This window comes from Stenotrophomonas testudinis (assembly GCF_024499815.1).
Taxonomy (GTDB): Bacteria; Pseudomonadota; Gammaproteobacteria; order Xanthomonadales; family Xanthomonadaceae; genus Stenotrophomonas.
This window is the reverse complement of sequence record NZ_JAMOKY010000011.1, coordinates 38,405-62,188: the sequence shown is the minus strand read 5'-3', so window position 1 is coordinate 62,188 and position 23,784 is coordinate 38,405. Positions and strand designations below refer to the sequence as shown.

Sequence of the window (23,784 nt, the reverse complement as noted above, 5' to 3'; positions counted from 1 at the left end):
TCGAGGCGGGCCTGCGGTCAGGCGGCTGCCTGGCCCGGCAGAAGTGCGTGCACGACGTCGACGATGTCCTGGACGGTGCGTACCGACTTGAAGGCTTCCGGCTGAAGGTTTCGGCCCAGCAGCGGCTTGAGCTGGACGATCAGATCGACGGCATCGATGCTGTCGATATCCAGGTCTTCATACAGGCGGGACTCCGGACGGATGCCCGCAGGATCGATATCGAAACTGTCGTTGAGGATGCTGGTGATGCGCTCGAGCAGTTCGTTCTTGGTCATGACAGTTCCTGGCGCCTCAAGACCGGCGGGCAGCGACGAATTCGCCGAGGGCGCGCACGCTGGAAAAATGACGACGGGTTTCTTCCGAATCAGCCGACAGGCTGACCCCGTACTTCTTCTGCAGCGCCAGGCCCAGTTCCAGTGCGTCGATCGAATCCAGCCCCAGGCCTTCCACGAACAGCGGCGCGGTCGGATCAATGTCGTCAGGGGTGATGTCCTCGAGTGAGAGCGAGGAAATGATCAGCTCCTTGATCTCGTGCTCAAGCGCTTGCACGGGTCGGGTCTCCAGACGGGTCGAAATAGCGGGTGAGATGGTCGGTCACGCGACGGGCTGCCAGGGCATCCCCGATCAGCGCATCATTTTCGACGAGAAACGGTGCAATGGCGATATCCTCGCCTACCTGCAGCCGAACGTGGAAACGACGTGAGGGCACACGATACCACTTCTGGCCCTTGCCCAAAGTGGGCGGTGAGCAGGTGATGCGGACCGGTGTGATGTCCACCCGCCCCCTGACGGCAATATTGGCGGCGCCTCGCTGAAGACGCAGCCGCTGGCCCGGCACGGTACGGGTTCCTTCAGGAAAAATCACCAGGCAGCCGCCCGCCCGTATCGCTGCCACGCAGTCGTCGATCAGCGCCGCGCCCTCCTGGTTGGAGAGGTAGCCGGCCACGCGCACCGGCCCGCGCATGAACGGATTGCGCGCAACCGCGTGTTTGACGACGCAGTCAGCGTTGGGCAGCAGTGCTACCAGGCACACCACATCGATCAGAGTGGGATGATTGGCCAGGACCAGCAGGCCGTCCCGCTGGAGCCGCTCCCGCCCTTCCACCTGCAGAGTCATGACCCCGAGCCGTTGCATCAGCCACAGGTGCAGGGCAAAACCGCGCTGCACCAGCCGCCGCGCACTTTGCTGGCGGGCGGCAGCATCCCGCATCAGCAGCAGCGGCAGCAGGCACAGGCCCAGCAGCAGGCCGCCCAGCCCAAAAACAGCAAAGCACAGGCCGGTCGCGGCAACCCGCCACAGGCGGTCCCGGCCGCGCACCGGGTCAACCACACCGGCTCCAGCGCCAGCGCATGCCGTCGGCCACGTGTTCCAGCACCGCTACGTCAGACAACAGGAACCGGTGCAGGTCCAGCGTATGCGGCAGCACGCCCGCCGGGGTGTCGGCCGCGGCGTCGGCCGGCTCCCAGGCCAGTTGCAGGCTGGCACCCCGGGAGCCCGGCGCGGCAAGACGCCAGCACCAAGCGAAAAAGGGGGCCGGTTCATCGGCAAATTCGCTGAAAACGGCCGGCATCGGTGACTCGTACATCACTACCCGCACTTCACGCGCGCCATCGGCCAGCAGCGCGGCAGCCTCCAGCCACGCGGCTTCCACGGTGGATTGCCGCGCGGCCAGCGCCAGGTAGTTGCCGCGATGGCCGCGCGCGATGGAATACAGCGCGCCGATGGCGTTGTGCACGGACAGCCCAAAGCCGGTTGGCGAAAGCGGCTCATCGGCGGTCAGCATGTTGAGCAGTTCCATGGACCTCGCCACGTCCCCGTGCCGGCTGGCGAAGACCAGCGGAACCTCGCTGTCGACGCCGCCCGCTTCTTCGCACCAGCACGCGACCTGGATGGCCATCCGGCCGAGTCGCTCGATCCGCCGACGCTGCATGGCCGGAATTTCCACTAGGGCAGGCGCGCCATCACCCTGCGGCAAAACGGGCAGCGCAGCCCAGGCCTGCCAGTGGCTGCGCTCTGTCAGCCCTGGTGCCCAGGCGGCCCAGTCGACAATGGACAGTTCAATCATCAGCTAGTACATCTGCAGGGGCGAGCGGCGGCGCGGACCTGCGCGGCGGTCACAGGCAGCGCTCCGGCCGGCCGGAAGGTCCGAACGCTACCACGTCCAGCGCTGCGAAGCATGCCTGTCGAGCGGGGCGCGGGCCCCTGCTGGCCCGCCGGCGCCCAGGTCAGTGGTAGCCGGCGTCGGCGCGCACCTTGCCGCGGAACACCCGGTACGACCACGCGGTGTAGCCAAGGATGACCGGCAGCAGCACCACCAGGCCCACCAAGGTGAAGCCCAGCGACGAGGCCGGTGCCGCGGCCTGCCACAGTGTCATCGACGGCGGCAGCAGGTAGGGCCACATGCCCAGCACCAGCCCGGCGAAGCCGAGCACGAACAGGGCCAGGCTGAGCAGGAACGGCGGCAGGTCGCGACGCGGATGGGTGGCGCTGCGCCACAGCGCTGCGGCCACCGCCAGGGTCAATAGCGGCACCGGCGACAGCCACCAGAAGTTGCCGTCACTGAACCAGCGATCCATCAGCCGCGAATCGAGGAACGGCAGCCAGCTGCTGACCAGGCCCATCGCCGCGATCACCGCCGCCACCAGCGGCCGGGTCATCTGCCGCGCCAGCGCCTGCACGCGGCCCTCGGTCTTCAGGATCAGCCAGGTGCTGCCCAGCAGCGCATAACCGGCCACCAGCGCCGCACCGGTCAGCATCGCGAACGGGCTGAACCAGGTGAACGCGCCGCCGCTGAAGCGGCCATCGACCAGCGGGATGCCCTGCACCAGCGTGCCCAGGATGACGCCTTGGGCGAAGGTCGCCAGCAGCGAGCCCAGGCCGAAGGCCACGCTCCACAGCCGGCGCGAGCGGTGCGCCTTGAAGCGGAATTCGAAGGCCACGCCACGGAACACCAGCGCCACCACCAGCAGCAGCACCGGCAGGTACAGCGCCGACAGCAGCACCGCATACGCCTTGGGGAACGCCGCCAGCAGGCCGGCACCGCCCAGCACCAGCCACGTCTCGTTGCCGTCCCAGATGGGCGCGGCGGTGTTCATCATCAGGTCCAGCTGTTCCTCGTCCTCGGCGAACGGGGCGAGGATGCCGATGCCGAGCACGAAGCCGTCCAGCACCACGTACATCAGCACGCCGAAACCGATCACCGCGAACCACGCCACCGGCAGCCAGGTCATCAGGTCCATGTCAGCGCTCCTCCAGCGGTTCGTCGGCGGCCGACAGCGGCCGCGCCGGGGTGTGGCTGCCATGGTCCAGCGAGGGCCCCTCTTCATACGGCTGCGGGCCGTGGCGCAGGATCTTCACCAGGTACCAGATGCCCCAGCCGAACACGAAGGCGTAGCCGACCACGTACACCGCCAGCGACAGCGCGGTCATCCACGCACTCTGCGGGCCCACCGCATCGGCGGTGCGCAGCACGCCGTAGACCACCCATGGCTGGCGCCCCATCTCGGTGACGAACCAGCCGGACACCAGCGCGATGAAGCCGCTGGGCAGCATCCAGTTCCAGCCCCGCAGCAGCCACGGCGAATCGAGCAGCTTCTTCCGCCACAGCTGCACCGCCGAGACCCAGGCCAGCAGCAGCATCAGCGTGCCCAGCCCGACCATGATGCGGAAGGCAAAGAACACCGGCGTCACCGGTGGCCGTTCGCTGGCCGGCACCGAGGTGAGCGGATCGAAGGTGCCGTCCAGCGAATGGGTGAGGATCACGCTGCCCAGCTTCGGGATGGCCACTTCGAAATCGTTGCGCTGTTCTTTTTCGTTGGGCAGGGCGAACACCACCAGCGGCACGCCCTCGCCTTCCTTGCTTTCATGCCAGTGCGCTTCCACCGCCGCGATCTTCATCGGCTGGTGCTCCAGCGTGTTCAGGCCATGCATGTCGCCGACGAAGATCTGCACCGGCACGGTCAGCGCGGCAAACGCCACCGCCGCGACCAGCATGCGCCGGCCCGCTTCGACGTGCGTGCCCTTGCGCAGGTACCACGCGCCGACGCCACCGATCACGAAACAGGTGGTGATGAACGAACCCAGCGCCATGTGCGCCAGCCGATACGGGAAGGACGGGTTGAACACCACCTGCCACCAGTCCACCGGGTGCACGATGCCGTTGATCATTTCGTAGCCGGCCGGCGTATGCAGCCAGCTGTTGGACGACAGGATCCAGAACGTGGAAAACAGCGTGCCCAGCGCCACCATGCAGGTGGACAGGAAATGCAGGCGCGGCGACACCCGGCCCCAGCCGAACATCATCACGCCGAGGAAGCTGGCTTCCAGGAAGAACGCAGTGAGCACCTCATAGGTCAGCAGCGGGCCGATGACCGTACCGGCCACCTCGCTCAGCCGCGGCCAGTTGGTGCCGAACTGGAAGGCCATGACGATGCCGCTGACCACGCCCATGCCGAAGGACACGGCGAAGATCTTCTGCCAGAAGAAATACAGGTCGCGCCACACGGGCAGTTTCGTGCGCAGCCAGCGCCATTCGATGAAGGCCAGCCAGCTGGCCGTGCCGATGGTGAAGGCGGGGAACAGCACGTGGAAACTGATGACGAATCCGAACTGGATCCGCGACAACAACAACGCGTCCAAGGGACGCCTCCTGCCGGGTACGGGTGGGATACCGGACCACTTTAGGAGGATTTGGTTAAGCCGGGATGCGACCGGGTGACGCGCTGCTTCACTATGTCGCAGGGGTCAACCGCTCTGGTAGCTGCCAACCTTGGTTGGCACGCGTCCAGGCGCCGACCGAGGTCGGCATCTACCAACAGCGATTGGCGCGCCCCATGCCCGGCGGGAGGTGTCAGTGCCAGAAATACCAGGCTGCCGCAGCCAGCAGCGCGCCAAACAACAGCACCTGCACCACCACATACAGCGCGCCACTGTCGCGCGTTTCCGCCTGCAGCCGCTGCTGAAGCGCGTCGCTCACATCCGGCGCCGGCGCCTGCTGTTCCTGCTCGCGCAGCGCCTGCGACAGCGCGCGCGCATCGGCATCGCGGGGGTCGTTGGCTTCGCTCACAGCAGCTCTCCGGCGGTGGCGCGTCGGGTCAGCTCCTGCTTCAGGATCTGCCGCGCGCGGAACAGGTGGCTCTTGATGGTACCGCGCGCCAGCCCGGTCACCTGTTCAATCTCGACCAGATCGAAATCCTCCAGGTAGTGCAGGCCCACGATCAGGCGCTGCGGCGGGGTGAGCCGCTCCAGCGCCGCGCCCAGCTGGCGGCCGGCCTGCAGCGCCTCGCTCAGTTCGGCCGGGCCCGGGCCTTCATCGCCGATGCCCAGTTCCTCCGGCACCTCCACCGCCACCATCCACTGCATTTCCAGCCGCTTGCGGCGCAGATGCTGCAGCGCCGTCGTATAGGCCACCCGCGAAACCCAGGTGCGCAGCGAGGATTCGAAACGGAACCGATGCAGCTGGCGGAACACCGCCAGGAAGGTTTCCTGCAGCAGGTCGGCTACCTGGTCGCGGTCATTGACCATGCGCCCGATCACGTGCGCGCAGGTGCGTTGATGGGCCTGCACCAGCTGTGCGAAGGCCGGTTGCGAGCCATCGATGATGGCCCGGACCAAGGCACGGTCGTCGTCCGCTGCGGGCTCGGCGGGGGCGTCGCGTTGACGCCCGCGCAGTGCGGCCAGTGCTCCCCCCAGCAGGCTCATGCGTGGCGCGCTCCCTGTGCCGCAGGCATGCCGCCGCTCAGCCCTTGCGCACGGCGGGGCGGGTGAGGAACCATGCCAGCAGCTGGCCCAGACCGGCACTGCCGGCCATGGCGGCAGCGGCGCCGAAGGTCAGATCGCGCGCGCCCATCGCTTCCAGCAGGCCAAGCGCCACGGCCAGGCTGACCAGGCTGATGCCCCAGCGCAGGGCGCCCTGGCGGCGGCGCTCTTCCTCCAGCACCGCCAACGAGCGGATCACTTCCTCGGGCACGTGCGGGGCGACCAGCTTGCTGCGCGCACGCGCATCGGCGATGGCATGGATCGCGTAGGCGATGCAGATGAAGAAGGTGATGGGGATGAGTTCCTGCATGGTCGTGCTCCTGTCCGGTGAATGATGCGGGTTCAGGAGATTGGATGCGCGAGGCCGGCCACCGGTTGCAGTGCAGATTTCAGGCGTCGTCGTCGGTCCCGGGGTCGGCCGGCGGATCGGGGAAATAGGTTTCCACATGGAAGCCCAGGCGCAGGTCGGCCATCAGCCTTACCAGCGCGTCGTCCAGCACGAACCCGGCCCAGGCCTGCTTGCCGAACAGGCCGATGCGCAGGCCGATTTCGGCCCCTTCCTTGGTCAGTTCCTCGATCACGGCCGCCCGTGCCTGCAGTGTGCCGACGACCTCCGGCCAGGCGTCCATCAGCCAGCCGTCCTTGCCCTCGGCCAGCTCGAACAGCACCCAGGTGTATGCATGTACGCGGATCAGCCTGCCATCGGCGCCACGCAGGTCCGTGCCCACATCGCGGAAGAACCCGCGTTCCAACCCCAGCCGGGCGGAGATGTCGGCGCTGGAGACCACAGGGTGCTGCACCCCCAGGGAAATGCGGTAGTCGTAGCTGTACATGGTCGGTTCCGTCCGAATCAGGCGCCCATCATGCGCCACGCGAGGCCCTGCAGCGCCTTTGCCCAAGCGGTCTGCATGACCTGTGGCCCCCTCCCCCGGCCCGGGCGGCTGCTACCCTTGCCCGGTTTCCTCATCTGGTGCCGTGAGCCCATGTCCCGAGTGCTGCCCCTGTCCCTCCTGCTGTCGGCCGTGCTGGCCGCACCGGCCGCGCATGCTGCGCCGACGCCGATCACCATCGAACAGGCCATGGCCGACCCGGACTGGATCGGTCCGCCGGTCGAGAAGGCCTGGTGGTCCTGGAACAGCCAGCAGGTCGAGTACCAGCTCAAGCGCAGCGGCAGCCCGGTGCGCGACACCTTCCGCCAGCCGCTGGCCGGTGGCGCCGCCGCGCAGGTGGCCGATGACCAGCGCGGCACCCTGGACGTGGCCGAGCCGGTCTACGACCGCAGCCGCAGCCGCAGCGCCTTCGTCCGCAACGGTGATGTGTTCGTGCGCGACCTGCGCAGCGGCGCGCTGACCCAGCTGACCCGCAGCAACGAGCGCGCCGCCGGCGTGAACTTCGCCGCCGACAACGGCGTGATCTGGCGCGTGGGCCAGAACTGGTTCCACTGGACCGCCGCCAGCGGCGTGCAGCAGGTGGCCAGCCTGAAGGCCGAAAAGGATCCGGCCAGCAAGCCCAAGGACGACCTGCTGCGCGACCAGCAGCTGCGTACCCTGGAAACCCTGCGCCGCGACCGCGACCAGCGTGAAGCGCTGAAGGACCAGGACCAGCGCTGGCGCCAGGCCGACCCGACCCGCGCGGCGGCCCCGATCTACCTGGGGGCCGACGTGGAGATCGCCGACAGCCTGCTGTCGCCGGACCTGGGCCACCTGATCGTGGTGACCAAGCCGAAGGACTTCGACGACGGCCGCACCAGCAAGATGCCGCTGTACGTGACCGAATCCGGCTACGAGGAAAGCGAAGACACCCGCACCCGCGTCGGCCGCAACGGCTTCGAGCCGCACACCCTGTGGTACGTGGACGTGCGCACCGGCAAGGCCGAGAAACTCTCGCTGTCGGGCCTGCCGGGCATCGGCACCGACCCGCTGGCCGAGCTGCGCCGCAAGGCCGGCAAGGACCCGCTGAAGGGCGACCGCAGCGTGCAGGTGATGAGCGACTTCATGGGCGGCGGCATGCGCTGGAGCGCCGATGGCCAGCAGGCCGCGGTGATGCTGCACGCCAACGACAACAAGGACCGCTGGATCGTCAGCATCGGCAGCGACGGCCGCGTGCAGAACCGCCACCGCCTGACCGACAACGCCTGGATCAACTGGGGCTTCAACGATTTCGGCTGGATGGCCGATGGCCGCACCCTGTGGCTGCTGTCCGAAGAGTCCGGCTTCTCGCACCTGTACACCCAGGCCGGTTCGGCCAAGCCGCAGGCGCTGACCAGTGGCAAGTGGGAAACCTCCGCGCCGGTGCTGTCGGCCGACGGCAAGGGCTTCTACTTCCTGTGCAACCAGCAGGCGCCGCACGACTATGAAGTCTGCGCGGTCGACACCGGCAACCGCCAGGTGCGCGAGCTGACCAGCCTCAACGGCGTGGAAGACTTCTCGCTGTCGCCCGATGGCCAGCAGCTGCTGGTGCGCTATTCGGCCGCCTACCTGCCGACCCAGCTGGCCGTGGTGCCGAGCGCCGGTGGCCAGGCACGCGTGCTGACCGACACCCGCACCGCCGAGTACAAGGCGCGCGAGTGGATCCAGCCGAAGCTGGTGGCGGTGCCGTCCAAGCACGGTGCCGGCGTGGTCTGGGCCAAGTACTACGAGCCCGAGCACAAGGAACCGGGCAGGAAGTACCCGATCGTGATGTTCGTGCACGGAGCCGGCTACCTGCAGAACGTGCACCAGCGCTACCCGGCCTACTTCCGCGAGCAGATGTTCCACAACCTGCTGGTGGAAAAGGGCTACATCGTGCTGGACATGGATTACCGCGGCAGCGAGGGCTACGGCCGCGACTGGCGTACGGCGATCTACCGCAACATGGGCCACCCGGAACTGGAAGACTACAAGGACGGCCTGGACTGGCTGGTCGACACCCAGCAGGGTGACCGCGACCACGCCGGCATCTACGGCGGTTCCTACGGCGGCTTCATGACCTTCATGGCGCTGTTCCGTTCGCCGGGCACGTTCAAGGCCGGTGCCGCACTGCGCCCGGTGCTGGATTGGCAGAACTACAACCACGCCTACACCAGCAACATCCTCAACACCCCGGACATCGACCCGGAGGCGTACCGCACGTCCTCGCCCATCGAGTACGCGCAGAACCTGCAGGACAACCTGCTGATCGCCCACGGCATGATGGATGACAACGTGTTCTTCCAGGACTCGGTGCACCTGACCCAGCGCCTGATCGAGCTGCACAAGGACAACTGGTCGATCGCCCCGTACCCGCTGGAACGCCACGGCTACATCCGTGCCGATTCCTGGCTGGACCAGTACAAGCGCATCCTCAAGCTGTTCGAGCAGAACCTGAAGTGAGCAACGCCGCGGCCACGATCCAGATCGTGGCCGCGGTCATCCTGGATGACCGCGGCCGGGCGCTGGTGGTGCGCAAGCACGGCGCCAGCCGCTTCATCCAGCCCGGCGGCAAGCCCGAGGCGGGCGAAGCACCGCTGCAGGCCCTGGGCCGCGAGCTGGACGAGGAACTGGGCGTGCAGCTCGATGCCGCCAGCGCGGTCGCCCTGGGCCGTTTCGAGGACTGGGCGGTGAATGAACCCGGCCACCGCGTGCAGGCACAGGCCTGGTGGGTGCAGGTGGCGGGCACACCCACTGCACGCGCCGAGATCGCCGAGCTGGCCTGGCTGCCGCTGCGACCGCCGCACGGCCTGTGCTTGGCACCCCTGAGCGAACACCATATCCTGCCGGCAGTAGCGCGCTTCTGCACGCTCTGAGACCCGCCGCCAAGGACATCGGATGTCATCGTCTCCCCCCACACTGCCCGCGACCCGCGCCTTCGCACGCAACGATTTCGTCCGTCCGCTGGCGATCGCTTCCCTGCTGGTCTGCGCACTGGTGCTTGTCTGGTGCCTGCTGCAGACCCTGGCGCTGTGGGCACTGAGCGGCAGCGGACCATGGCAGATATTGGTCGCCGCCGCAGAAGAGAAAACGTTCCCGCCCAGCGTACTGTGGCTCCTGCGGGAGCCGGTTACAGCCAGCCTGTGGCTGTCGGCTGGCTGCGTGCCTTCCACGCTGGCCAGTTGGGGTCTGTACCGGCAGAGGCGCTGGGGCTTGTGGAGCTACGTCTGGCTGCTGGTGCTGTCCGGGCTGGCCAATCTGGTCCTGGCCGGGTGGCTGGACGCCGTCGTAGCGGAGATGATCGCCCACGTGGACGATGCTGCTACCCGCAGCGAGATGCAGGTGCAGCGCCTTCTGATGTCAGCCACCACGTTCGGTGGTTCGATAGTGATCCTTGGCCTGCAGGGTTGGCTGGCCTGGCGCCTGCTGCGGCCGGACATCCGCGCGCGCTTCCGCTGAGCTGCGCGGCCGCGGCCGCCGTGCTGCGGATCAGCACGGGCGCTGCGGTAAAGTACGCGCCATGAACGATTTCGAGCGCGTACGCGCCTACCTCAGCGACCTGCAGGACCGTATCTGTGCGGCCATTGAAGCCGCCGACGGCCAGGCCCGCTTCAAGGAAGACCTGTGGCAGCGGGCCGAGGGCGGTGGCGGGCGTACCCGCGTGCTGCGCGACGGTGCGGTGTTCGAGCAGGCCGGCATCGGCTTTTCCGATGTGTCCGGCAGCCGCCTGCCGCCGTCGGCCTCGGCCAACCGGCCCGAGCTGGCCGGCGCCTCCTGGCGCGCCACCGGCGTGTCGCTGGTGTTCCACCCGCTCAACCCCTACGTGCCGACCACCCACGCCAACGTGCGCTTCTTCCAGGCACAGCGCGATGGCGAAGTGGTGGCCAGCTGGTTCGGCGGTGGCTTCGACCTGACCCCGTTCTATCCCTTCGATGAGGACGTGCAGCACTGGCACCAGGTGGCCCATGACCTGTGCGCACCGTTCGGCGAGGAGCGCTACGCCGCGCACAAGCGCTGGTGCGACGAGTATTTCTTCCTGCGCCACCGCAACGAAACGCGCGGCGTCGGCGGCCTGTTCTTCGATGACCTGCACGGCGATTTCGAGCGCGACTTCGACTATCTGCGCGCGGTCGGCGACGGCTTCCTCGAGGCCTACCTGCCGATCGTGCAGCAGCGCAAGGACACCGCGCATGGCGAACGCGAGCGCGAGTTCCAGCTGTACCGTCGCGGCCGCTACGTGGAATTCAACCTGGTCTACGACCGCGGCACGCTGTTCGGCCTGCAGAGTGGCGGCCGCAGCGAGAGCATTCTGATGAGCCTGCCGCCGCGGGTGCGCTGGGAGTATGGGTTCAGCCCGGAAGCCGGCAGCGCCGAAGCGCGCCTGGCCGACTATCTGGTACCGCGCGACTGGGTGTGAGCCTACGCACGCGTAGAGCCGAGCCCACGCTCGGCTGCTTTCGGCGCTACGCGGATTTCTGCCGCGGAATGATGGTGATGTGGCCGGTGGTTTCCAGCAGCGCCAGTTCAACATCCTCCACCCGCAGGCAGCCCTGCTGGCGCAGCGCGGCGTCGAAGTCCGCGGTGCTGACCAGCTCACGACGCAACACTGCCGCCAGCAGGCGCCCGTCGCGGGCGATCACCACCGGCTCGCCTTCGATCATGCGTTCCATGCGCCGGCTGCGCGTGGTCAGCCAGCCCACGCCGTAGTTCAGCAGGATCAGCGTGGCGGCCAGCAGCAGGCCGCCACCCAGCGACGTGTCGGTGCCCAGCAGTGCGTTCTGCACCGCGTTGCCCAGCAGCACGATCAGCAGCACATCGAACGGGGTGATCTGCCCCAGCGCGCGCTTGCCGCCCAGCCTGACCATGCCCAGCACGACGACATAGACCACCACCGCGCGCAGGACGAATTCCCACCACGGCATCGCCAGTGCGAACAGATCGGGCATTGCGGTTTCCCCTGCGGAGCGATGGCCCAGCGTGGCGCAGCGGCGCACAAATAAAAAGCCCCGCTGACCAGGGGGAGGTCAACGGGGCCGGGGAACGGGCGCTTGGGGAGGAGCCCCCGTTCCGAGATCTGCTCCAGGGGATGGGAGAGATCCACAACAGGCGTTGCGCCTGTCGAGAGTTATAGAAACACCCCGAACACTAACGGTTCGTGAAGGGGCCCAATTAATTGTAGGCATCTGCCGGAAACATTCATGTTCGAGTCAGAAAAATCGCACAAATGAACGATTCATGCCGTTTTTAGCCTGAATACGAATCAATGCGCCTCGTCCCAGTTCACCCCAATGCCGGTATCGACCTCCAGCGGCACCCGCAATTGGGCCGCCTGCGACATGCGCTCGATCACGTTTTTACGCAGTTCCTCGGTGAAACCGGCCTCGCTTTCGAACACCAGTTCATCGTGCACCTGCAGGATCATCCGCGCCGGGGCGCCGCTGTCGTGCAGCCACTGGTCCACCGATACCATCGCCCGCTTGATGATGTCCGCCGCGGTGCCCTGCATCGGCGCATTGATCGCCGCGCGCTCGGCACCGGCACGCAGGCCCTGGTTGCGCGCGTGGATGTCATTCAGATACAGCCGGCGGCCGAACAGGGTTTCCACGTAGCCCTGGTCACGTGCCTGCTGGCGCATCCGCTCCATGAAGTCGCGCACGCCGGGATAACGGCTGAAATACAGCGCGACATAATCCTGCGCCTGGCCACGGTCGATGCCCAGGTTGCGGGCCAGGCCGAAGGCGCTCATGCCGTACATCAGGCCGAAGTTGATGGCCTTGGCGGCGCGGCGCTCGTTGGGCGTCACCTCTTCCAGCGTGCGCCCGAACACCTCGGCGGCGGTGGCCCGGTGGACGTCGGCGCCCTGCTCGAAGGCACGCACCAGGCCTGGGTCCTCGGACAGGTGGGCCATGATCCGCAGCTCGATCTGCGAATAGTCGGCCGCCAGCAGCTGGAAGCCTTCCGGCGCCACGAAGGCGCGGCGGATGCGGCGGCCATCCTCGGTACGGATCGGGATGTTCTGCAGGTTCGGGTCGGACGAGGACAGGCGGCCGGTGGCCGCGCCGGACTGATGGTAGCTGGTGTGCACCCGGCCGGTATCCGGGTTGACCATCTCCGGCAGCTTGTCGGTGTAGGTGCTGCGCAGCTTGGCCAGCCCGCGGTATTCGAGGATCACCCGCGGCAGCTCGTGCTGGTCGGCGATCGCCTCCAGCGCCTCTTCATTCGTGCTGGGCTGGCCCTTCGGGGTCTTCACCACCGCCGGCAGCTTCAGCTCGTCGAACAGCACCGCCTGCAGCTGCTTGGGCGAATCCAGGTTGAAGCTGCGCCCGGCCAGCTCGGTGGCCTTCTGCTGCGCGGCCAGCATGCGCGAGGACAGGTCGTGGCTCTGCCGGCGCAGCTCATCGGTGTCGATGCGCACGCCGTTGGCTTCGATGCGGGTCAGCACCGGCACCAGCGGCATCTCGATGTCGCGGTACACGCTGTCCAGCGCCGGTTCGGCCAGCAGCTGCGGCTGCAGCGCGTGGTGCAGGCGCAGGGTGATGTCGGCGTCCTCGGCCGCATAGCGGCTGGCTTCGTCGATGCCCACCTGCGAGAACGGGATCTGCTTGGCGCCCTTGCCGGCTACGTCCTCGAACTTGATGGTGTTGTAGCCCAGGTAACGCAGGGCCAGCGAATCCATGTCGTGGCGGGTCGCGGTGGAATTGAGCACGAAGCTCTCGAGCATGGTGTCGTCGTGGTAGCCCTGCACGTCCACGCCATGGCGGCGCAGCACATGCAGGTCGTACTTGCCGTGCTGGCCCAGTTTCTTCTTCGCCGGGTCCTGCAGCACCGGGCGCAGCGCATCCAGCACCTGCTGCAGCGGCAGCTGCGCCGGCGCGCCGGGATAATCGTGACCCACCGGGATATAGGCCGCCTTGCCCGGCTCCACCGCCAGGCTGACGCCGACCAGGCGTGCACGCATCGCGTCCAGCGCATCGGTCTCGGTATCGAAGCTGATCAGGTCGGCCTGCCGCACACGCTCGACCCACGCCTGCAGCTGTTCGCTGGTCAGCACGGTTTCGTATTCGCCGGGCGCGGACAGCGCCGGGTCCAGAGCACCGGCGGCCGGCGCTTCGGCGCTGCCACGGGCGAAGCCGGCGGCGGTGCCGCGCAGGCTCGGTGTGGCGTCACTGGCGACGGCCGGGGCCGGCAGCGGGCCGCCAAGCTCCTTCAGCGCCTGGGTGAAGCCGTAGCGCGCGTACAGCTCGGTCAGCGCCGGCACGTCCTGCTCGCGCAGGGCCAGGGTGGTCGGCGAGGCGTCCAGCTCGAGATCGGTGCGGATGGTCACCAGCTCGCGGTTCAGTGGCAGGCGTTCCAGCGCCGCGCGCAGGTTCTCGCCGATCTTGCCCTTCATGGTCGGCGCGGCGGCGATGACGCCATCCAGGTGCTGGTATTCGGCCAGCCACTTGGCGGCGGTCTTCGGGCCGCACTTCTCCACGCCGGGCACGTTGTCCACGGTGTCGCCCATCAGCGCCAGCAGGTCGATGATCTGGTCGGCGCGCACGCCGAACTTGTCCATCACCGCCGCGTCGGAATCCATGCAGCTGCCGGTCATGGTGTTGACCAGCTCGATGCCCGGACGTACCAGCTGGGCGAAGTCCTTGTCACCGGTGGAAATGGTCACCTTCAGGTCCTGCGCCACGCCCTGCAGGGCCAGCGTGCCGATCACATCGTCGGCTTCCACGCCGGGGATGCGCAGGATGCTGATGCCCAGCGCTTCGACGATGCGGCACATCGGCTCGACCTGGCTGCGCAGGTCATCGGGCATCGGCGGGCGGTTGGCCTTGTACTGGTCGTACAGGTCGTCGCGGAAGGTCTTGCCCGGTGCGTCGACGACGAAGGCGACGTAGGCCGGTCGCTCCTTCAGCGTCGAGCGCAGCATGTTGACCACGCCGAACAGCGCGCCGGTGGGCTCACCCTGTGCATTGGACAGGGGCGGCAGCGCGTGGAACGCGCGGTACAGGTAACTGGACCCGTCGATCAGGACTAATCTGCTCATGCGACGATTCTACGCGCCCCTGCCTGCACCGCGGCGACACGGCGGCGACGCATCCGTGGGGCATAATCAGGCTCCGATCGATACGAAGGCCCTGCCGATGAAGACCCTGATGCTGGCTTCCCTGCTGCTGCTTGCTGGCTGCGCCAGCATGGGTGGTGCAGGCGCTCCCCCGGTGGACGTGAAGGGCGCCGAAGTGTCCAGCCGCACCATGGACAACGGCGATGTCATCGAGGAGTACCGCGTGTCCGGCCAGCTGCGCATGGTCAAGGTGACCCCGTCGCGCGGTGCACCGTTCTACATGTACGACAAGAACGGCGATGGCCGCATGGACAACGACAAGGACGGCGTCTCGCCGGTCTACTGGAAGCTGTACAGCTGGTGATGCAGCCCCGGGGCGGCGCCCTTTCCCGCGGAGAGGAAGCCGACCCCCACAGGCAGGTGATAGGTCCGCGCCGGATCTTCCGGTTGATCCCATGACAGGCCCCGCAGGTGGGCCGGGATCGCGCTGCCATGAACCTTGAACCGGCAACCCCATCGCTGGTGGCATCCCTCGCCGCCGACCTGCGCCGCGGCAACGCCCGCGCGCGCATCACCCGCAACGGTACGGCTGACCCGCGCCTGCTGCGCATCCTTGATTACATCGACGACCACCTGGGTGAGAGCGAACTGGGCGAGCAGATGATCTGCGAGGCATTCGGGATGTCCCGCTCCACGGTCTACCGGCTGTTCCAGGCCCACGGCGGGGTCGCGCGCTACATCCGCGAGTGCCGGGCCTGGCTGGCGCACCGCCATCTGGCCCGGGATCCGGGCTGCCGCCTCACCTGGTTGCTGTATGAAGTCGGATTCGCGTCAGAGCGCCAGTTCCAGCGCGCGTTCCTGGCGCAGTTCGGCATGTCGCCGGCCGATTGGCGGCTCGCCTGCAGGCAGCGCGCACGGGGGGCGCTGCTGTCCTGAGCGGGCATGTTGCCGCCATCGGCGGGGCGGGAAGGTGGCGCCGGCACGCGTCCTGCGTGCCGGCGCCGGGTCCCCTCCCCGGGAACGCTTGAGCCCGCAGGTATCGATCAGCGGATGACCAGCACCGGCAGGGTGCTGCGCGCCAGCACTTCGGCGGTCTGGCTGCCCAGCAGCACGCGGGTCACGCCACGGCGGCCATGCGAGGTCATCACGATCAGATCGCTGTTACGCTCGCCGGCCGTCTCGATGATGCCGTCGGCGGCGTAGCGGTCCAGTACATGGATGGGATTGGCACGGATGCCCTGCTCGGCGGCCTTGGCCAGCGCCGGCTGCAGCACCTTCTGCGCGCCCTCTTCGCGGTCGGCCTTGTACTCCGGGCTGTTCATGTAGCCCACGCTCCAGCCCATGGCGTCATACATGCCCACCGCCCAAGGCTCGGAGACCGTGACGATATCGACCTCGGCATTGAGATCCTTCGCCAGCTCCAGGCCCTTGGCCAGGCCCTTGTCGGACAGCTCGGAGCCGTCGGTGGCGATCAGGATGCGGGTGTACATGGTGGGCCTCCTTGGCGGGGTGCCAGTTGGGAACACCACCATTGCACACCCGATGTGCAGGCCGCGCCTTGAGCAGGATCAATCCGTGCCTGCGGGTAGCGCCGGGCCATGCCGGCAGCGCGTTCAGGCCTCGACGGTCACCCGCCAGCCCCCCTCGTGCGGTTGCCAATCGAACTCCACCGGCAGGAACTTCTCGATCAGGCGCGCGTTGCTGGCCAGGTGGTCGCTGATGACGTGGCAGGTCTGCGCGCGCTCGAAGTCGCTGTCAGCGGCGGGCCGTGAGCTGTTCGCGGTGTCGCGCACCCAGCGCGCCAGCACCAACGATGCCGACCGCCTGCGCAAGTACCTGGCGAAATTCCGTCTGGACTGGGAGCTGGTTCGCCGCCAGGCCGACGCGTAGGGGCACGCTTGCCGGGTTACCCAGGGTGGCGCATGCTGGTGGCGCGGCATGCCGCCGCCCGCGGGGAGCACGCACATGCAGGACCGCAAGCCGACGTCATGGATCACCCCACGGAACATTCTGCTGACCGTGGCCGCCGCGTTCGTTCTGTTCTACAGCGGCTACCAGGTGGGTAAGCAGCTGGCCCTGCGCGAGAACGCGCAGCAGGCCGCAAGCCGCTGACGCCCTTCTGTAGAGCCGAGCCATGCTCGGCTGCTCTCCGCGACCAGCAGCATCGTGCCAACCAAGGCTGGCACCTGCCGGAACATGCGAGTTACGCCTGCTCAGGCGGTCTGCACGATTCGCGCGTTCTGGCACAGCGGGTAGCTGGCCACGAACTCCGAGATCGCATCACGCATCTTCTCGAACGATTCGCCGTACATGTACAGCGCGGTCTCGGTCGGCCCCTGCCACCAGCTGCAGATCTCGCCCAGGCCATCGATGTTGTCGGACAGCTGCTCGAACACGTGGTTGGAGTCGCACTGTTCGTAGACCTCGTCCGGCAGGTTCAGGCCATCCAGGTAGATGCCCAGGCCCTCGGTCACGCCGAAGGCGCGATCAGCCTCGTCCGCGCGCTGCACCTGCGAACCCTTCGGCGCACCCAGCTGCTCCAGCAGGTCGATCAGCTTCGGCACGCCGTCCGCATCAACCAGCGCCACTTCGATATCGCCGTACTCGACTTCGCCCAGGTCAGAGATCGCCGTGCCACCACCGGTCAGCTCACCCAGCTGGGCCGCCTGCAGCAGCGCATCGAGCGGATCCTCGAACAGCTCGTGGCGATGCTCCGGCTGCAGCTTCGCATTCAACTTCACGGTGACGTGGAAGGTCGGATCGGTCATGGGGGCGTTCCTGGAAGATGTGGCTTCTATTGTAGAGCCGAAGGTAGCGGCAGGAGCCGCTGCCAACGTCGCTTGCGACGGCCCGAAGGGTGCCGGTCAGGACGACCGGCATAGCCATGCTCGGCTGTTTTTCCCGCCAGAAGCAGCCGAGCATGGGCTCGGCTCTACAACACCCACGCTCAGCGCAGGAACAGCGGAACCTTGCGCTTCAGCAGCTCCACCAGCGCCGGGTCCATGTAGTCGTAGTCATCAGGAATATCCAGGCAGATCACCCGCTTGCCGTTCATCCATGCCTTGTAGCGGCTGGACAGGCGGTTGCGGTGCGCCTTCTCCATCACGAACACCAGGTCCGCCCACTGCAGCAACTCGGGGCTGAGCACTTCATCCGCGTCGGCCAGCAACCCGGCCGAGGCGGTTTCAATCCCCGGCCAGTCGGCGAACACCTGCTCGGCCGTCGGGCTGCGCAGGCGGTTCTGGCTGCAGAGGAAGAGCACGTTGCGGGTCATGGGAACTTGTCCTTGTAGAGCCGAGCCCATGCTCGGCTGCTCGTGCCGTGAAAAGCAGCCGAGCATGGGCTCGGCTCTACAGGTGTACTGGCGACCCCTCGACGGTGATCAGATCACCGTCAGGTTGGCGTAGGCCATCACCAGCCACTTGCTGCCGGCATCGGCGAACTCGACCTGCACGCGGGCGTGGGCACCGCTGCCTTCGTAGTCGGTCACCATGCCCTCGCCGAACTTGGGATGGGTCACCAGCGCGCCCAGCTTCAGCGGCGGCGCCTCGATCGAGGCATGGCCCATCACCCGGCTGCTGCCCAGCGAGGCCGGCCGCGAGACCTGCACCTTCGGGCGCACTTCGTGCAGCAGCTCGCGCGGGATCTCGCGCAGGAAGCGCGACGGCAGGCTGTAGTTGTCCTGGCCGTGGATGCGGCGCGATTCGGCGTAGCACAGCACCAGCTTCTGCCGCGCGCGGGTGATGCCCACGTAGGCCAGCCGGCGCTCTTCTTCCAGGCGGCCGCTTTCTTCCAGCGAACGCGCGCTCGGGAACAGGCCGTCTTCCATGCCGGCCAGGAACACCAGCGGGAATTCCAGGCCCTTGGCAGAGTGCAGGGTCATCAGCTGCACGCCTTCCTCGCCCGCCTGCGCCTGGCCTTCACCGGCCTCCAGCGCGGCATAGGCCAGGAACGCGACCAGCTCGTCCATGTCCTCGCCCACTTCCTCGATGTCGTCGGCGCGGCGCAGGAAGCGCGAGGCGACCGAGACCAGTTCGTCGAGGTTGTCGGTACGCGATTCCGAATCCAGCGAATTGCGGCTTTCCTTGCTCCAGTGCTCGCGCAGCTGCGAGCGCGACAGCACATGGTCCACGCGCTCGGCGAGGGTCATGTGCAGGGTCTGCGCCTGCAGTTCGTTGACCAGCACCAGGAAGCCGGCCAGCGCATTGCGTGCACGCGCGGCCAGCGCCGTGCCCTGGGTGACCAGCATGGTGGCCTCCCACAGCGAGATACCCTGCGCGCGCGCCTCGCGGCGCACCTCGTCCAGGGTGCGCTCGCCGATGCCACGCGTCGGCGTGTTCACCGCGCGCTCGAAGGCGGCATCGTCGTTGCGGTTGGACAGCAGGCGCAGGTAGGCCAGCGCGTCCTTGATTTCGGCACGCTCGAAGAAGCGCATGCCGCCATACACGCGGTACGGCACCTGTTCGCTCAGCAGCGCCTCTTCCAGCGCGCGCGACTGCGCGTTGCTGCGGTAGAGCACGGCCACTTCGGTGTAGCTGCCACCATCGCGCACCCACTGGCGCGCGCGCTCGACGATGTAGCGCGCTTCGTCCATCTCGTTGTAGGCCGCATACAGGTCGATCGGCTCGCCGTCGCCGCTGTCGGTCCACAGTTCCTTGCCGATGCGGTCCGGGTTGTGCGCGATGACCGCGTTGGCCGCGCCGAGGATGTTGGCGGTGGAACGGTAGTTCTGTTCCAGGCGGATGGTCTGCGCGCCGGGGAAATCGCGCAGGAAGCCCTGCACGTTCTCGACCTTGGCGCCACGCCAGCCGTAGATGGCCTGATCGTCATCGCCGACCACGAACACATGGCCTTCGTGACCGGCCAGCACGCGCACGAAGGCGTACTGGATGGCGTTGGTATCCTGGAACTCGTCCACCAGGATTTCGCGGAAACGCGCGCGGTAATGCGCCAGCAGCGGCGGGTTGTCGCGCAGCAGTTCATGCGCGCGCAGCAGCAGCTCGGCGAAGTCGACCAGTCCGGCGCGGTCGCAGCGTGCCTGGTATTCGATATAGGCCTGGCGCATGGTTTCCAGCCACGCATCATGCGGCTCGGGCTGGATGTGCTGCGGGCGGCGGCCCTCATCCTTCTGTTCGTTGATCCACCACGCGATCTGCTTGGGCGGATGCTTGCTGTCGTCGATTTCCAGCGCCTGCACCACGCGCTTGACCAGCCGCAGCTGGTCGTCCGAATCCATGACCTGGAAACCTTCGGGCAGCTTGGCGTCCTGCCAGTGCAGGCGCAGCAGGCGGTTGGCCAGGCCGTGGAAGGTGCCGATCCACGCGCCGCGGCTGCCGTTGGGCAGTTGCGCGTCGATGCGGTGGCGCATCTCGCCGGCGGCCTTGTTGGTGAAGGTCACCGCGAAAATGCCATGGGTCGGCACGCCTTCGACTTCATGCAGCCAGGCGATGCGGTGGGTGAGTACGCGGGTCTTGCCGGAACCGGCACCGGCCAGCACCAGGTGGTGGCCGGGGGGAGCGGAGACGGCTTCGCGCTGGGCCGGGTTCAGGCCATCGAGCAGGTGGGAGACATCCATGCCCCCATTTTACGGCATCGCCGTCGCGGCTCCTGCGACCACCTGCGCAGCCAGGGCCTGCGCCTGCTGACGCAGTTCAGGCACGGCCAGGCTTTCCCACAGGCTGCCGATGCGCAGGCTGCCGAGCACGCCCAGACGCGCCTGCGCTGCACCGCTGCGGCTGCACAGGCGGTCGCCCGGCACGCTGCTGTCCAGGCCCAGGCCATGCGGCCCGGGGCGGGCCAGGCCGTCGGCCTGCAGCCGCTGCAGCAGCGGGTTGCGCAGCGCACTGGCGCGGGTCTCGACGCCGGTGGCATTGACCACCGCCGCGATCGTCCACTGCTGTTCGCCGCCAGCGGCATCACGGCCGGACAGGTGAAGCGCGTCGCCTTCGCGCCAGATGCGCTGCAGGCGGGCACGGTGCAGGTGCAGCTGGCCGCAGGCCTGCAGGGCCTGCAGCTGGGCATCGACGTCCTCGGCGATGCGGTGGCGGTGCACGTCCCAATAGCGCACCACATGGCGCAGGAAGCGTCGCTGGTCGGCCTCGTCCAGGCTGCACCACAGCGCCTGGCCATGCGGGCGGATGCGATCCATCACGCCCTGCCACGGCTGACCATCGGCCTGCGTCTGCCGCGCGAAAGCGCGCAGGGCCCGCACGCGCTGGCGCAGGGTCATCAACAACAGCGCGGCCGGGTCGAAATCGGGCAGCACGCCATGCGCATGCGGCAGCGGCAACAGGCCATGCCGCGAAATCACGTGCAGTGGACCGGTATGACCAGCGGCGACCAGGGCCAGCACGGTGTCGGCCATGCTCAGGCCGGAACCGACGATGGCCAGTGCATGGGCACCCGCCATGGTGCGCACGCCGTCATAGTCCCAGGCCTCGACCACGTCGTCGGCAGGCAGCGCATCGGCGCCGGCCACCGGCAGCGGACGCATGCTGTTGCCGGTGGCGATGACCGCCTGCGCCGCGTGCAGCGTGCTGCCATCGCCCAGCTGCAGGTGGTAGCCGTGGTCATCCGGCTGCAGGCCCAGCACCGGCTGCGCGATCACCTGCAGCTGCGCCGGGCTGGTAGCCACCGCGTCCTGCAGGCGCTGCTGCAGGTAGGCGGCGAAGTGATGGCGGCTCACGTAACGCTCGCCCAGCAGCTCGCGCGCTTCGCCTGGGTAAGCGTTGACGGCCTGCAGGTAATCGAGGAAATCGCCGGGCTGGTCGGGGAAGGCACTCATTTTCGCTGCGGGCACGTTCAGCAGGTGCTCCGGCCACGGCGTGGCGTAGGCGATGCCTTGGGCGAGCCGCGAGGCGGGTTCGAAGATGGCCAGCGCCAGCGGCGCCCGGGCCTGGCGCAGCACCTGGATCGCCACCATCACACCCGCGGCGCCACCACCGATGATTGCCAGCTCCAGTTCGCCATGTCGCGATGAATCAGTCATGCACCGATTGTAGGCCATGGCAGGTGACGGCCCGGCGTGCCGAAACGGGCCGTTGCCAGCCCATTGGCCGGTGTGTCACATCAACGCATCGGCCAACCGCGCGATGCCTTCGCGGCTGCGCTTCCAGGCCGGGCGCTGGCGCCACTGCTCCAGGTCCAGCATGCGCGACTGGCGCAGGTAGGCGTCCTCGATGGCGCACAGCTGCTGCACCAGCGGCCGGCCGTAGCAGATCAGGCCGATCTCGGCATTCAGCGCAAAAGAACGGATATCCATGTTGATCGAGCCGAGCACGGCGATGTCCTCGTCCACGCTCATGTGCTTGGCGTGCAGGAACTGCGGCTCGTACAGCGCGATCTGCACGCCACAACGCAGCAGCTCCTCGTAGTAAGCCTCCTGCGCCCACGAGGTCAGCCGCTGGTTGTTGCTGGCCGACAGGATCAGCTGCACCTTCACGCCGGAAAGCGCGGCGATGCGCAGCGCGCTCAGCGTCGCTTCGTCAGGCACGAAATACGGCGTGACCATCACCAGCCGTCGCCGTGCCAGGTGGATCAGCGCCGCCACCGCGTCGCGCGCGTTGCTGTAAGGGTATGCCGGGCCACTGGGCAGCAGCTGGGTGGCGATGTCATCGCCGCACTCGGGCACGTCAGCGATGACGTCCAGGCGCTGCCCGGTTTCCATGTACCAGTCGCTGGCGAACACCGCCTCCAGGTGGGCCACCGCCGGGCCGCGCACGCGCGCCACCAGCTCGCGGTTGGGGTGGCCGGGCACGAAACGCGGACCGGCCAGGTTCTGCGAGCCGACGTAAGCCACTTCGTTGTCGATCACCGCGATCTTGCGGTGGTTGCGCAGGTCCATGCGCCCGCTGCGGCGCCAGCGCAGGCCGCCGGGCAGCATCGCCCGCACTTCGATGTCGCGCGCCTGCAGGCGCTTGCGGTAGGCACGCAGGCCACGCTTGGCACCCACCGCATCCAGCAGCACGCGGCACTGCACGCCGCGCGCGGCGGCACGCTGCAGCGCTTCGACGATGGCCTCGCCCACCGCGTCGTCGAACATCAGGTAGTACAGCAGGTGGACGCGGTCCTCGGCCTGGTCGATGTCGGCGATGAGGGTGTGCAGCGATTCGTCGTAGTCGGTGAGCAGGTCGACCGCGTTGCCGTGCACCGGCATGAAATCACCCTGGCGCTGCACCAGCGGCACGATCTCGGCGATGGCGGTGTCGGCCGTCGGGGTCCAGCGCAGGCGGTGCTGCAGCGCCTGTTCCTCGCGGATGACCTGCGACGCCTCGGCCTGGCGGCGGATGCGCTCGCGCGACAGCCAGGGGTGGCCGAACAGCAGGTACAGGGGCAGGCCCAGCAGCGGCACGAAGCCGACCAGCAGCAGCCAGCTGCGTGCCGCCCCCGGCGTGGTGCGGGTGGGGATCCAGCACAGCGCGACCAGCCGGATGAGCCAGTCGATCAACAGCAGGTAGGAACCCAGCAGCCACTCGAACAGCATCGCGTCGCCCGTCGGAGGTGTGGGGGTCATTCTGCCCAGCCCCCCTTGTAGAGTCGAGCCATGCTCGACTGCCTTGAACCCATGTGCCAACCAAGGTTGGCATCTACCTGGCGTGAGGCACAAAAAAACCCGCCACGAGGGCGGGTTTTTTTGGAAGCGACCAGCAATCCTCGCGGATTACTTGATCTTGCCTTCCTTGTACGGGACGTGCTTGCGCACGACCGGATCGTACTTGGAGAATTCCATCTTCCCCGGGGTGTTCTTCTTGTTCTTGTCGGTCGTGTAGAAGTGACCGGTACCAGCGGTCGAAATCATACGGACCTTATCGCGCTTGCCTGCCATGATCGTCTACTCCTCAGACCTTTTCGCCGCGCGCACGCAGCTCAGCCAGAACGGAATCGATACCGTTCTTGTCGATGGTGCGCAGTGCATGCGCGGAAACACGAAGCTTCACCCAGCGGTTCTCGCTGGCAACCCAGAAGCGGCGCTCGTGCAGATTCGGCAGGAAACGACGACGGGTCTTGTTGTTGGCGTGCGAGACGTTGTTACCCGTCTGCACTCGCTTGCCGGAAACCTGGCATACGCGGGACATTGCGCACCTCGA

General features: G+C 67.6%; 29 protein-coding genes. 8 read left to right on the top strand and 21 right to left on the bottom strand.

From position 1 onward, the window contains the following. Nucleotides 1–17: 17 nt before the first annotated feature. The 10 genes from NQ204_RS08995 to NQ204_RS08950 form a co-directional block, all read right to left on the bottom strand. Complete coding sequence (locus tag NQ204_RS08995; RefSeq protein ID WP_116863530.1) at nt 18–275, bottom strand: acyl carrier protein; 258 nt, start codon at nt 273–275, stop codon at nt 18–20. Nucleotides 276–291: 16 nt separating this feature from the next. Beyond that, nucleotides 292–549 (bottom strand): phosphopantetheine-binding protein, encoded by a 258-nt coding sequence (locus tag NQ204_RS08990; protein WP_116863531.1) that lies wholly within the window; start codon nt 547–549, stop codon nt 292–294. Beyond that, nucleotides 536–1,330 (bottom strand): lysophospholipid acyltransferase family protein, encoded by a 795-nt coding sequence (locus tag NQ204_RS08985; RefSeq protein ID WP_256643632.1) that lies wholly within the window; start codon nt 1,328–1,330, stop codon nt 536–538. Before NQ204_RS08985 ends, NQ204_RS08990 begins: the two co-directional genes overlap by 14 nt. Then, nucleotides 1,323–2,066: a beta-ketoacyl synthase chain length factor gene (locus tag NQ204_RS08980; RefSeq protein ID WP_256643631.1), complete on the bottom strand. Its 744-nt coding sequence runs from the start codon at nt 2,064–2,066 to the stop codon at nt 1,323–1,325. Before NQ204_RS08980 ends, NQ204_RS08985 begins: the two co-directional genes overlap by 8 nt. 160 nt (nt 2,067–2,226) lie before the next feature. After that, on the bottom strand, nt 2,227–3,240 hold the full coding sequence (cydB, locus tag NQ204_RS08975; protein WP_108770455.1) for a cytochrome d ubiquinol oxidase subunit II: 1,014 nt from the start codon (nt 3,238–3,240) through the stop codon (nt 2,227–2,229). Between the two features lies 1 nt (nt 3,241). Continuing rightward, nucleotides 3,242–4,639 (bottom strand): cytochrome ubiquinol oxidase subunit I, encoded by a 1,398-nt coding sequence (locus NQ204_RS08970; RefSeq protein WP_256643630.1) that lies wholly within the window; start codon nt 4,637–4,639, stop codon nt 3,242–3,244. Between the two features lie 211 nt (nt 4,640–4,850). Beyond that, nucleotides 4,851–5,066 (bottom strand): hypothetical protein, encoded by a 216-nt coding sequence (locus NQ204_RS08965; protein ID WP_116863534.1) that lies wholly within the window; start codon nt 5,064–5,066, stop codon nt 4,851–4,853. Then, on the bottom strand, nt 5,063–5,701 hold the full coding sequence (locus NQ204_RS08960; protein ID WP_116863535.1) for an RNA polymerase sigma factor: 639 nt from the start codon (nt 5,699–5,701) through the stop codon (nt 5,063–5,065). Before NQ204_RS08960 ends, NQ204_RS08965 begins: the two co-directional genes overlap by 4 nt. A gap of 37 nt (nt 5,702–5,738) precedes the next feature. Beyond that, on the bottom strand, nt 5,739–6,068 hold the full coding sequence (locus NQ204_RS08955; protein WP_116863536.1) for a hypothetical protein: 330 nt from the start codon (nt 6,066–6,068) through the stop codon (nt 5,739–5,741). Nucleotides 6,069–6,147: 79 nt separating this feature from the next. Further along, complete coding sequence (locus NQ204_RS08950; protein ID WP_116863537.1) at nt 6,148–6,591, bottom strand: hypothetical protein; 444 nt, start codon at nt 6,589–6,591, stop codon at nt 6,148–6,150. A gap of 150 nt (nt 6,592–6,741) precedes the next feature. Here NQ204_RS08950 and NQ204_RS08945 point away from each other — a divergent pair, with 150 nt between their 5' ends. The 4 genes from NQ204_RS08945 to hemF all read left to right on the top strand — a co-directional run bounded on the left by NQ204_RS08945 (nt 6,742) and on the right by hemF (nt 11,062). After that, on the top strand, nt 6,742–9,108 hold the full coding sequence (locus NQ204_RS08945) for a S9 family peptidase (RefSeq protein ID WP_256643629.1): 2,367 nt from the start codon (nt 6,742–6,744) through the stop codon (nt 9,106–9,108). Beyond that, nucleotides 9,105–9,521: an NUDIX hydrolase gene (locus tag NQ204_RS08940; protein WP_256643628.1), complete on the top strand. Its 417-nt coding sequence runs from the start codon at nt 9,105–9,107 to the stop codon at nt 9,519–9,521. Before NQ204_RS08945 ends, NQ204_RS08940 begins: the two co-directional genes overlap by 4 nt. Nucleotides 9,522–9,543: 22 nt before the next feature. Beyond that, nucleotides 9,544–10,104, top strand: a complete 561-nt coding sequence (locus tag NQ204_RS08935) for a hypothetical protein (RefSeq protein WP_256643627.1) — start codon at nt 9,544–9,546, stop codon at nt 10,102–10,104. Nucleotides 10,105–10,165: 61 nt separating this feature from the next. Beyond that, nucleotides 10,166–11,062 (top strand): oxygen-dependent coproporphyrinogen oxidase, encoded by an 897-nt coding sequence (gene hemF / locus NQ204_RS08930; RefSeq protein WP_256643626.1) that lies wholly within the window; start codon nt 10,166–10,168, stop codon nt 11,060–11,062. Nucleotides 11,063–11,108: 46 nt separating this feature from the next. On the opposite strand, the gene NQ204_RS08925 is transcribed toward hemF, so the two are convergent. Together NQ204_RS08925 and polA are read right to left on the bottom strand one after the other, a co-directional pair. After that, a complete protein-coding gene (locus NQ204_RS08925; protein WP_108770465.1) occupies nt 11,109–11,591 on the bottom strand; it encodes a DUF421 domain-containing protein in 483 nt (160 codons plus the stop codon). Between the two features lie 314 nt (nt 11,592–11,905). Continuing rightward, on the bottom strand, nt 11,906–14,680 hold the full coding sequence (polA, locus tag NQ204_RS08920) for a DNA polymerase I (RefSeq protein WP_256643625.1): 2,775 nt from the start codon (nt 14,678–14,680) through the stop codon (nt 11,906–11,908). Between the two features lie 97 nt (nt 14,681–14,777). Between polA and NQ204_RS08915 the strand changes: the two genes are divergently transcribed. Both NQ204_RS08915 and NQ204_RS08910 read left to right on the top strand, forming a co-directional pair. Next, entirely contained in the window at nt 14,778–15,062 is a 285-nt protein-coding gene (locus tag NQ204_RS08915; protein ID WP_108770467.1) for a DUF2782 domain-containing protein, read from the top strand. Nucleotides 15,063–15,190: 128 nt separating this feature from the next. Beyond that, entirely contained in the window at nt 15,191–15,634 is a 444-nt protein-coding gene (locus NQ204_RS08910; RefSeq protein ID WP_256643624.1) for a helix-turn-helix domain-containing protein, read from the top strand. 107 nt (nt 15,635–15,741) lie between these two features. Here the strand turns inward: NQ204_RS08910 and NQ204_RS08905 are convergent, their stop codons facing one another. Together NQ204_RS08905 and NQ204_RS08900 are read right to left on the bottom strand one after the other, a co-directional pair. Continuing rightward, on the bottom strand, nt 15,742–16,188 hold the full coding sequence (locus NQ204_RS08905) for a universal stress protein (RefSeq protein WP_079224261.1): 447 nt from the start codon (nt 16,186–16,188) through the stop codon (nt 15,742–15,744). A 123-nt stretch (nt 16,189–16,311) separates the two neighbouring features. After that, nucleotides 16,312–16,491: a hypothetical protein gene (locus NQ204_RS08900; RefSeq protein WP_256643650.1), complete on the bottom strand. Its 180-nt coding sequence runs from the start codon at nt 16,489–16,491 to the stop codon at nt 16,312–16,314. Here NQ204_RS08900 and NQ204_RS19660 point away from each other — a divergent pair. Both NQ204_RS19660 and NQ204_RS08895 read left to right on the top strand, forming a co-directional pair. Further along, nucleotides 16,481–16,588: a hypothetical protein gene (locus NQ204_RS19660; protein ID WP_488192352.1), complete on the top strand. Its 108-nt coding sequence runs from the start codon at nt 16,481–16,483 to the stop codon at nt 16,586–16,588. The two genes, NQ204_RS08900 and NQ204_RS19660, sit on opposite strands and share 11 nt — an antisense overlap. A gap of 75 nt (nt 16,589–16,663) precedes the next feature. Further along, nucleotides 16,664–16,810, top strand: a complete 147-nt coding sequence (locus NQ204_RS08895) for a hypothetical protein (RefSeq protein WP_165835701.1) — start codon at nt 16,664–16,666, stop codon at nt 16,808–16,810. A gap of 101 nt (nt 16,811–16,911) precedes the next feature. Here the strand turns inward: NQ204_RS08895 and NQ204_RS08890 are convergent, their stop codons facing one another. The 7 genes from NQ204_RS08890 to rpmB all read right to left on the bottom strand — a co-directional run bounded on the left by NQ204_RS08890 (nt 16,912) and on the right by rpmB (nt 23,772). Further along, entirely contained in the window at nt 16,912–17,466 is a 555-nt protein-coding gene (locus NQ204_RS08890; protein ID WP_256643623.1) for a hypothetical protein, read from the bottom strand. Nucleotides 17,467–17,645: 179 nt separating this feature from the next. After that, nucleotides 17,646–17,972, bottom strand: coding sequence for a low molecular weight protein tyrosine phosphatase family protein (locus tag NQ204_RS08885; protein ID WP_256643622.1), 327 nt, complete (start codon nt 17,970–17,972; stop codon nt 17,646–17,648). Nucleotides 17,973–18,080: 108 nt separating this feature from the next. Further along, nucleotides 18,081–20,273: a DNA helicase II gene (uvrD, locus tag NQ204_RS08880; RefSeq protein WP_116864802.1), complete on the bottom strand. Its 2,193-nt coding sequence runs from the start codon at nt 20,271–20,273 to the stop codon at nt 18,081–18,083. A 9-nt stretch (nt 20,274–20,282) separates the two neighbouring features. Then, nucleotides 20,283–21,704, bottom strand: a complete 1,422-nt coding sequence (locus NQ204_RS08875) for an FAD/NAD(P)-binding protein (protein WP_256643621.1) — start codon at nt 21,702–21,704, stop codon at nt 20,283–20,285. A 57-nt stretch (nt 21,705–21,761) separates the two neighbouring features. After that, nucleotides 21,762–23,180, bottom strand: a complete 1,419-nt coding sequence (cls, locus tag NQ204_RS08870; protein ID WP_256643648.1) for a cardiolipin synthase — start codon at nt 23,178–23,180, stop codon at nt 21,762–21,764. 177 nt (nt 23,181–23,357) lie between these two features. Next, a complete protein-coding gene (rpmG, locus tag NQ204_RS08865; protein WP_170272460.1) occupies nt 23,358–23,525 on the bottom strand; it encodes a 50S ribosomal protein L33 in 168 nt (55 codons plus the stop codon). A gap of 10 nt (nt 23,526–23,535) precedes the next feature. Continuing rightward, entirely contained in the window at nt 23,536–23,772 is a 237-nt protein-coding gene (rpmB, locus tag NQ204_RS08860; RefSeq protein WP_005411638.1) for a 50S ribosomal protein L28, read from the bottom strand. Between the last annotated feature and the right edge of the window lie 12 nt (nt 23,773–23,784).

Excerpts from the sequence above, each read along its gene's own strand:
- NQ204_RS08995 (WP_116863530.1), bottom strand. The coding sequence starts at position 275 with ATGACCAAGAACGAACTGCTCGAGCGCATCACCAGCATCCTCAACGAC.
- NQ204_RS08980 (WP_256643631.1), bottom strand. The coding sequence starts at position 2,066 with ATGATTGAACTGTCCATTGTCGACTGGGCCGCCTGGGCACCAGGGCTG.
- cydB (WP_108770455.1), bottom strand. The coding sequence starts at position 3,240 with ATGGACCTGATGACCTGGCTGCCGGTGGCGTGGTTCGCGGTGATCGGT.
- NQ204_RS08960 (WP_116863535.1), bottom strand. The coding sequence starts at position 5,701 with ATGAGCCTGCTGGGGGGAGCACTGGCCGCACTGCGCGGGCGTCAACGC.
- NQ204_RS08955 (WP_116863536.1), bottom strand. The coding sequence starts at position 6,068 with ATGCAGGAACTCATCCCCATCACCTTCTTCATCTGCATCGCCTACGCG.
- NQ204_RS08950 (WP_116863537.1), bottom strand. The coding sequence starts at position 6,591 with ATGTACAGCTACGACTACCGCATTTCCCTGGGGGTGCAGCACCCTGTG.
- NQ204_RS08945 (WP_256643629.1), top strand. The coding sequence starts at position 6,742 with ATGTCCCGAGTGCTGCCCCTGTCCCTCCTGCTGTCGGCCGTGCTGGCC.
- NQ204_RS08935 (WP_256643627.1), top strand. The coding sequence starts at position 9,544 with ATGTCATCGTCTCCCCCCACACTGCCCGCGACCCGCGCCTTCGCACGC.
- hemF (WP_256643626.1), top strand. The coding sequence starts at position 10,166 with ATGAACGATTTCGAGCGCGTACGCGCCTACCTCAGCGACCTGCAGGAC.
- NQ204_RS08925 (WP_108770465.1), bottom strand. The coding sequence starts at position 11,591 with ATGCCCGATCTGTTCGCACTGGCGATGCCGTGGTGGGAATTCGTCCTG.
- polA (WP_256643625.1), bottom strand. The coding sequence starts at position 14,680 with ATGAGCAGATTAGTCCTGATCGACGGGTCCAGTTACCTGTACCGCGCG.
- NQ204_RS08915 (WP_108770467.1), top strand. The coding sequence starts at position 14,778 with ATGAAGACCCTGATGCTGGCTTCCCTGCTGCTGCTTGCTGGCTGCGCC.
- NQ204_RS08910 (WP_256643624.1), top strand. The coding sequence starts at position 15,191 with ATGAACCTTGAACCGGCAACCCCATCGCTGGTGGCATCCCTCGCCGCC.
- NQ204_RS08905 (WP_079224261.1), bottom strand. The coding sequence starts at position 16,188 with ATGTACACCCGCATCCTGATCGCCACCGACGGCTCCGAGCTGTCCGAC.
- NQ204_RS08895 (WP_165835701.1), top strand. The coding sequence starts at position 16,664 with ATGCAGGACCGCAAGCCGACGTCATGGATCACCCCACGGAACATTCTG.
- NQ204_RS08890 (WP_256643623.1), bottom strand. The coding sequence starts at position 17,466 with ATGACCGATCCGACCTTCCACGTCACCGTGAAGTTGAATGCGAAGCTG.
- NQ204_RS08885 (WP_256643622.1), bottom strand. The coding sequence starts at position 17,972 with ATGACCCGCAACGTGCTCTTCCTCTGCAGCCAGAACCGCCTGCGCAGC.
- uvrD (WP_116864802.1), bottom strand. The coding sequence starts at position 20,273 with ATGGATGTCTCCCACCTGCTCGATGGCCTGAACCCGGCCCAGCGCGAA.
- NQ204_RS08875 (WP_256643621.1), bottom strand. The coding sequence starts at position 21,704 with ATGGCCTACAATCGGTGCATGACTGATTCATCGCGACATGGCGAACTG.
- cls (WP_256643648.1), bottom strand. The coding sequence starts at position 23,180 with ATGCTGTTCGAGTGGCTGCTGGGTTCCTACCTGCTGTTGATCGACTGG.
- rpmB (WP_005411638.1), bottom strand. The coding sequence starts at position 23,772 with ATGTCCCGCGTATGCCAGGTTTCCGGCAAGCGAGTGCAGACGGGTAAC.